The organism is Nostoc sp. 106C, assembly GCF_002154725.1.
Lineage (GTDB): Bacteria > Cyanobacteriota > Cyanobacteriia > Cyanobacteriales > Nostocaceae > Aulosira.
The window spans coordinates 1-1,178 of record NZ_MTAW01000177.1 but is presented as its reverse complement, the minus strand read 5'-3'; the positions used below and the strand labels follow the sequence as shown (position 1 = coordinate 1,178).

Here is a 1,178-nt window from a genome sequence, read left to right as displayed (position 1 = left end):
TAAGTAGGTGGGCACGAAAAAAGTCAGCTATATTAAGATATATAAATACGGAGAATGCATCTACAAGGTGGTTTGTTTATGGGCGCACGTATAAGGGTATTTTTGACTCGTGAGCAAGACCAAATTTTGCGAAACCTCAGAAAAGAGGATGTGCCACAGAAAGTCAAAGATAGAGCGTCCGTAATCAGGCTAAATGCACATGGTTGGTATGTGGAGAAGATAGCAGCTCACTTTAATTGGAACGAGAAAACAGTCAGAAAAGTTTTGCGGAAATGGGAGGAAGAAGGTTTGGAGGGACTGTGGGAATTACCAGGTCGAGGGGGAAAAGCAAGGTGGAAAGAGGATGACATCGTATTTTTAGAAGAGTGCCTCAGAGTTGAGCCACGCACATACAATAGTTACCAGCTAGCTCTCAAATTAAAAACAGAACGCAACGTATTAATGAGTCCCGACAGGTTGAGACGGGTACTCAAAAAAAGGGGGTCGCTTGGAAGCGAGCAAGGAAAAGCCATCAAGGAAAACAAGACCCGGTAGCAAGAGCTTCCAAGCAAGCAGACCTAGATATGCTGGAATTATCTGCGGCAACTGGTGAAATTGATTTAAAGTATTTGGATGAATCAGGATTTTGTCTATGGAGTGACCCTGGTTATACATATTACTTCAGGGGCGAGCAAAAACGTTTAGAGCAAACAAAACGTCGTGGTCGGAGATTAAGCATTATAGGGCTTGTTCAACCTCTAATTAGTTTTGTTTATGGTTTGATTATCGGTAGTGCTGACCGGAAATCTTACATCAGGATGATGGAGCAGGAAGCAGAGGCAGCCCAACAAACAGGTCGTACAAGGGTAATTGTGCAGGATAACGGCCCAATACATCGCTGTAAAGAAGTTCAACAATTGTGGTCAAAATGGGAGAGCCAGGGTTTATACATCTTTTTTCTCCCAAAGTATTGCTCCGAAATGAATCCCATCGAATTGGAATGGCAGCACATCAAAAAAGATGAATTATCTGGGCAAATATTTGATGATGAGTTAGACCTTGCTTACGCTGTCATCAATGGCGTTCAAGCTAGAGGAGAAAAAGGTAATCACAGTACACAACGTGCAAAATTTCACTCTAACCAATCTGGTCAATATCTTGTTACATAGCGGAAAATTTTGATGCCTACCTACTTACTA

1 pseudogene is annotated in these 1,178 nt (G+C 42.1%); it reads left to right on the top strand.

From position 1 onward, the window contains the following. The first annotated feature begins 78 nt into the window (after nucleotides 1-78). A pseudogene (locus BV375_RS26350) lies at nucleotides 79-1,148 on the top strand (IS630 family transposase). The last annotated feature ends 30 nt before the right edge of the window (nucleotides 1,149-1,178 follow it).